Here is a 6,445-nt window from a genome sequence, read left to right as displayed (position 1 = left end):
TAAAGGGGTTTTTGCCTAATTCTTGCGTGATGGTTTGGAGCTGGTTGTATTTGTTGGTATCCAAAGAATAAGTGAGCAGACCTTCTGGGGAATTAGGGTTTTGAGTGGAATGCGTCATGTTTTGAAGAGATTTAGCGTTAGGCAAGTTAGAGATACCGCTATTGATCGCTTTTGAGTCGTTCCCTAAAGTGCTAAGGGCTTCTTTAAAATTCAAAATGGTTTGAGCCAAAGCCCTATCCTGATTGACCTGATTGCCATAATAAGCGGTGTGTTGCTCTAAGGAATTGAGAGTCTCTTTCACAAACGCGCAGCCTGAACCCCAAGTGTTATTAGTGATCACGCCAGCCGATCCTGCTTTACATTCTTCTAAATCCCCTTGAATAGGCCCTTGAATGCTGTGGAAATTGTCCGCAACTTGCTTAGCTAAATTTAAAATCTCTGCTTGAGCTTCAGCTCTATTGAGCATTTCTTGAGCGAATTGCTTATTTTTAGAAGTGTAGGGGTTGAAATTGTTGGGTTGCGTGATTTGGGCGTTTTCATTAGCGTTAAGCTGTTGGGTTTTTGCTAGGGCTGTTTGAGCGTTTTTAATCATCTCGTTAATAGCGTTAAAAGAAGGGCCAAAAATATCCACTACATTCCCAGGCGTAGAACTCAACCCCCACGCTTTACCGCCATTGCTCGTTTGCACATGCGGTTTTTGAGTGGTAAGGACTTGCATGATAGTGGCGGCTTGTTGCAAAAGGTATTCAGCGTTATTATTGAATGTGAATTTTATTGAGAGTGGGAGTGCTGATCCGCCTGAATAAGAGGTTGGGATCTCTTTCCCATTCTCTGTATAATAATGCTCTATGATATTGTTTTGTTTAGTGGTCTTATAATTGGTTTGTTGTATGTTGACTACCCCTGTTTTGGTGGTGTCATTCAAGGCAGGCATTCCGCCTCCTTGGCTTTGGTTTAAAGCGGTTTGGATAATTTGATAAGCTTGGTTGAGTTTTTGGTATTCGTCAATGGATAGAATGCCATTAGGGCCTGTCCCATACGCTTGATTGCAAGTGGTGGTTGTCTCATTAAGGGCTGGTGTGTTACCAAACGATTGGTAGCTTTGATTGTTGGTAGGGCCAGGGCCACAGCCAATAAAAAGGGCTATGACTTGCCACATGCCCACAGCCGCATTGAGCGCTAAAGCCACAGCTTGATAGGCTGGGGAAGTGGTGGTGGCGCTAGTGAGATTGATCGCGCTTGAGCTTAGATTGTCAATCGCACCCGTGATTGCACTCGGCGTGCTGGCTAGATTGACTAACGAATTTAAGTAATTGTATTGGTTTAAAAGGTTGCTTAAGTTATCGTATCTGTCCGCAAGATTTTGCAATGCTCCTGTGTTTTTCACTTTTTGAACCGCTTCACCGATCTGATAGCCCACGCTCATAAAAAATCCGTCATCTTCAGCCCTTGATAATGAGAGCATGAGAGAAAGAGAGAGTAAGAGAGATTTTTTGATTTTCATGTTTTCTCCTTTTAATAGATTTTTGTTGGTTTCGCATTCCCATGATAGTCATGTTTATGAAATTTCGCCATTTTACCATAAAATGCTTATTCTTAACTTAAAATTTATATTTTGAAAAAAAAAAAAAACAATTTTAAGTATTTTTTACAATAAAATATCATATAGCTTGATTTACAGAAAAGGAATTTTATCTGGTTTGAAATTGGTTTTTAAATCTTTGGTTACAATCAAGCCATTCTAATGGGAAAGAAAGGCATGTTGGAAAAGATACAAAAAGAATGGCTGAGCAACATTCAAAAAGATTTGTTGTCTGGTTTTGTGGTGGGGCTTTCTGTGATCCCAGAGACGGCCGGTTTTGCGATCATGGTGGGTTTAGATGTGGGCGTGGCGTTTTATACGACCTTTTACATGGCTTTTATTTTGTCTTTTTTTGGGGCTAGAAAGGCGATGATTAGCGCAGCGGCCGGCTCAGTGGCGCTCATTTTAGTGGGCGTGGTTAAAAACTATGGGCTTGAATACGCGGGCGTGGCGACTCTTATGGCAGGAATATTGCAAATTCTTTTAGGCTATTTGAAAATAGGGAATCTTTTAAGATTTATCCCCCAATCGGTGATGTATGGCTTTGTGAACGCGCTAGGCATTTTGCTTTTAACAGAGCAGTTCAAATTCCTTGAAAACCAAAATTTAGGGGTGTTTGTCTTGCTCGCTATTGGGATACTCATCATTTACCTCTTCCCTTTAATCACTAAAAAAATCCCCTCTAATCTGATTTGTATCCTTGCAGTGAGCGCGATCGCTTTAATTTTTGATATGCATGCGCCGAATTTGGGGAGCATTGAGCAAGGGGTTTCAGGCTTTCATTTCATCATTATCCCCAAAAATTTGGATTTTAAAATCGTTATAGAATTGTTGCCTTACGCTCTTTCTTTAGCGCTAGTAGGCACGATAGAAAGTTTATTAACCGCTAAAACTTTAGACGTTATTTTAAAAGACGGCGTGAGCGATAAAAATAAAGAAACTAAAGCGCAAGGCTTGGGGAATATCATCTCAGGGCTTTTAGGGGGAATGACAGGGTGCGCTTTAGTGGGGCAGTCTATCATTAACGCAAAATCCGGGGCCAAAACAAGGCTTTCTACTTTTTTTGCCGGCTTTTCGTTAATGGTGCTAATATTAGTGTTTAATGAATACGTGGTTAAGATCCCTATTGTGGCGGTTGTAGCGGTAATGGTGATGATTTCTTTCACCACTTTTAATTTCCAATCCATTATTAACATTAAAAAAATCAAGCTCTATGACACGCTGAACATGCTCTTAGTCGTGGCGGTGGTTTTATACACGCATAATTTAGCGATAGGGGTTGTGGTGGGGGTGTTAGTCAATGCGTTATGGATCAAATCTAAAGGGATTGCGTGAAGTTTTGCTATAAGAAAAAAGATGAGTTAAAAGTATGGCTCCAGATGTAGGATTCGAACCTACGACCAAGCGGTTAACAGCCGCCTACTCTACCGCTGAGCTAATCTGGAATTTCGCTCAAAAAATAAAAGTAAATTTTAGTGTGTTTTTTGTAAAAAGTCAAGTAAAATGATGCCATTATTCACTTGAGAGCCAAAAAGTTGGCTTTGTTCTCATTAGTAATGAGAACTGATTCAATATCAATAAGCCAAAACATAATTGAGATACAAGCTATAAAGTCTTCTATAGGCTAATTTAGCGCCCATGAAAGAATAGTAATTCGTGTTGATGGTGGGGATTTTCACGCCTAATTCAACGCCATGGTGAATCCCTTGAAGCCTTAAACCGGTGTTGAATAAGAATTGGAAATTGGTGTTGTTGATTTTGGCGTTGTAGATGCTAGTGGTGGTTTTTAAATTCACCAATTGGGAATTAAGCCATGTCGTGCCTGCTAGAGCGATGCCTCCAAAAATGCCAAAAGAGATTTTGCGGTTTTTATCGGATCCGCCATTGATGAAATTCAATAAAAGATCACTGCCGGCGCCATAAGTGAAAACATTGGAAGCGGAGTTGAAAAAGTTGGATTTGATATAGGCATGGTTGTAATCAAAAAAGGCATAATAACGGATCCCAAAAAATTTATTTTTCCCAAAGAATTGCTTATAGCCTAATTGCACGCCCACGCCATTCATCGCCCCGTTATTGCTTTGAGAGTTGATTAAACCCACGCTTCTAAAGGGGTTATGGCCAAACTCTTTGGTGGTGGTTTGGAATTCAGAATATTGGGTTTCGTTGAGAGAATAACTATAGCTAGATCGGCTCACCAAACTGTGAAACCCTTTAGAATCGGGCGTTTTTTGAAGGGTGTTATAGATGGTTGCTAAATTGTCCCCTTTGAGGTAAGAGATAGTGTCATTGATAACGCTTGAGACTTGATTAAGGTTTTTAGTGAAATCAGCGTTGGTAAACGCGCTTGGTTGGTTTGGACCTTCTGGGTCAGTTCTTCGGGCTTGCTCGGCGGCTTTTTTAGCGCTATCAATCATGCTATTAATGGCGTTAAAGGTGTTGCCAAAAATAGTGCATGCGTTCCCGCTTGCATTAATGCCCCATGGTTTGCCATTGCCTCCGTCTATGCTTGGGCATTGGCTTTGAAGGGTGGTAATAATGGTGCTAGCTTGAGTTAAAAGCTGGTCATAGTCATTTTCAATTTTAAGATCATTGTTTTTATTTTCTAGGGTATTTTGGAGCAATTGAGAAATCGCATTGATTTCGTTGTATTTATTAGTGGGTAGCGAGTTATTGGCTAAATTAGAGGCTACCACTTGCCACATGCCCACCGCAGAGCTGAGCGCTGAGGACACGGCTTGATTAGCGGTATTGGGGGTCGTTTTCAATCTACTAGCGCTCTCTTTTAGATTATTAATCGCTTGAGTAGTGCTTGAATCGGTGTTAGAGGCCGTTTGTTTGAGTTCGTTATAGCGGGTTAAAAGATTGTTCAAATTTTCATAAGCGTTGGAGACTTTTTGGATTTCGCCGGTGTTTTTCACCATTTGAGCGGCTTCGCCGATTTGATAGCCCACGCTCATAAAAACGCCGTCATCTTCAGCAAGGAGCGATGAAACCATAAGAGAAAGTAAAATCGTTTTTTTCATAAAATGTTCCTTAAAGTAATGTTTTATTTGCAAAATCGTATCAAATTGAAACTTTATTTACAATGCGTTTAATTGTTCCATAAATTTATTGAATTTTTAATAAAATTGAGCAAAAATTAACAAATTTTGCTTTTTATTGGATTTAAAAAGAGGTTTTTGATGGTGAAAAATGCTTTGAGTAAATTTTAGCGCTCAAAGGAGATTGGGGCTAAAAATTTTCAAAGCGTTTTGCAAATCTTCTTTGGTGTCAATGCCCACGCTTTGGCTTTGAACGATTTTTACTGCAATCTTTTTTTGGTAATACAAAGCCCTTAATTGCTCTAATTTTTCTATTTCCTCTAAAACGCAAGGTTTTAAAGCGCATAATTCTTCTAATATTTCTTTATTGTGGAAGCCATAAATACCGATATGCCCTAAAAGGGGGGTTTGGCGTTTCGCATCAAAATCTCGTAAAAAGGGGATAAGGGAGCGCGAAAAATACAAAGCGTTATTTTGGCTATCTAAAACCACCTTGACTAAATTGGGGCTTTTGGCCTGCTCTTCATCAATGACTTTAGCGCAAGTCGCCATGAAAGGGGCGTTTTGGGTGGCTTCTAATAAGGCTAAAATGACTTCTTTTTCTAAAAAAGGCTCATCGCCTTGCAAGTTTAAAACCCTTTCATCGTTTTTTAACCCTAAAATTCGCGCCGCTTCCAAACAGCGTTCCGTGCCGCTATTATGGTGTTTGGAGGTTAGCACCGCTTTAATGCGGAATTTTTGGCACGCTTTCATGATGCTTTCATCATCGCAAGCGACTACGCATTCATCTACTAGATTCGCATTTTTAGCGCAACGGATCACCATAGGCAAGCCAAAAATATCTTCTAGCACCTTGTTTTCAAAACGACTGGATTTTAATCTGGCAGGAATGATAATCATCTTTAAACCTTTTTAAGCCAAAATAGGGGATTTTATGGTATTATACCCATTAAAAGCTTATTCCTTTTATTGTAGGGATTTAGGCTATTGAACTTTAGGAGTTTTAATGATATTAAGAGCGAGTGTGTTGAGCGCGTTACTTCTTGTAGGCTTAGGGGCAGCCCCTAAACATTCAGTTTCAGCTAATGACAAACGGATGCAAGACAATTTGATTAAAGTGATTGAAAAACAAACCAATAAAAAGGTGCGTATTTTAGAGACTAAACCCTTGAAATCCAATCAGGATTTAAAAATGGTCGTTATTGAAGATCCGGACACTAAATACAATATCCCGCTTGTAGTGAGTAAGGATGGTAATTTAGTCATAGGGCTTAGCAATATCTTTTTTAGCAATAAAAGCGAAGATGTGCAATTAGTCGCAGAAACCAATCAAAAAATCCAAGCCCTTAACGCCACCCAACAAAATAGCGCGAAATTGAACGCTATTTTTGATGAAGTGCCGGCTGATTATGCGATAGAGTTGCCCTCTACTAACGCTGAAAATAAGGACAAGATCCTTTATATTGTTTCCGATCCCATGTGCCCGCATTGCCAAAAAGAGCTCACCAAACTCAGGGATCACTTGAAAGAAAACACCGTGAGGATGGTTGTAGTGGGGTGGCTTGGGGTCAATTCGGCTAAAAAAGCGGCTTTGATCCAAGAAGAAATGGCGAAAGCTAGGGCTAGGGGAGCGAGCGTGGAAGATAAAATCTCTATTCTTGAAAAGATTTATTCCACCCAATACGATATTAACGCCCAAAAAGAGCCTGAAGATTTACGCACTAAAGTGGAAAATACCACGAAAAAGATTTTTGAATCTGGCGTGATTAAGGGTGTACCTTTCTTATACCATTATAAGGCATAATATAAGGCTACTCTC

5 protein-coding genes and 1 tRNA gene are annotated in these 6,445 nt (G+C 39.9%); 2 read left to right on the top strand and 4 right to left on the bottom strand.

The window, feature by feature from the left end; translation table 11 throughout:
- A partial coding sequence (locus H7N69_RS05295) for a SabA family sialic acid-binding adhesin (RefSeq protein WP_232260209.1) occupies positions 1-1,504 on the bottom strand: 1,504 nt, incomplete at its 3' end.
- A gap of 255 nt (positions 1,505-1,759) precedes the next feature.
- On the opposite strand from H7N69_RS05295, the gene H7N69_RS05290 reads away from it, so the two are divergent.
- Complete coding sequence (locus tag H7N69_RS05290) at positions 1,760-2,917, top strand: SulP family inorganic anion transporter (protein WP_187885025.1); 1,158 nt, start codon at positions 1,760-1,762, stop codon at positions 2,915-2,917.
- A gap of 35 nt (positions 2,918-2,952) precedes the next feature.
- Here H7N69_RS05290 and H7N69_RS05285 read toward each other — a convergent pair.
- The 3 genes from H7N69_RS05285 to kdsB all read right to left on the bottom strand — a co-directional run bounded on the left by H7N69_RS05285 (position 2,953) and on the right by kdsB (position 5,526).
- Positions 2,953-3,027: transfer RNA gene (locus H7N69_RS05285), tRNA-Asn, on the bottom strand.
- 129 nt (positions 3,028-3,156) lie between these two features.
- Entirely contained in the window at positions 3,157-4,608 is a 1,452-nt protein-coding gene (hopA, locus tag H7N69_RS05280; protein ID WP_187885024.1) for a porin HopA, read from the bottom strand.
- Positions 4,609-4,800: 192 nt separating this feature from the next.
- The gene (gene kdsB / locus H7N69_RS05275; protein WP_187885023.1) at positions 4,801-5,526 is read right to left on the bottom strand and encodes a 3-deoxy-manno-octulosonate cytidylyltransferase; all 726 of its coding nucleotides are present in this window, start codon (positions 5,524-5,526) and stop codon (positions 4,801-4,803) included.
- 106 nt (positions 5,527-5,632) lie between these two features.
- On the opposite strand from kdsB, the gene dsbK reads away from it, so the two are divergent.
- Positions 5,633-6,430 carry a protein disulfide-isomerase DsbK gene (dsbK, locus tag H7N69_RS05270; RefSeq protein WP_187885022.1) on the top strand — a complete coding sequence of 266 codons (798 nt, stop codon included), beginning with the start codon at positions 5,633-5,635 and terminating at the stop codon, positions 6,428-6,430.
- Positions 6,431-6,445: the final 15 nt, after the last annotated feature.

The sequence above is a fragment of the Helicobacter pylori genome (assembly GCF_014497725.1).
GTDB classification, from domain to species: domain Bacteria; phylum Campylobacterota; class Campylobacteria; order Campylobacterales; family Helicobacteraceae; genus Helicobacter; species Helicobacter pylori_DE.
Note: the sequence above shows the minus strand (reverse complement) of the source record. Positions and strands in the feature narration are given on the sequence as shown.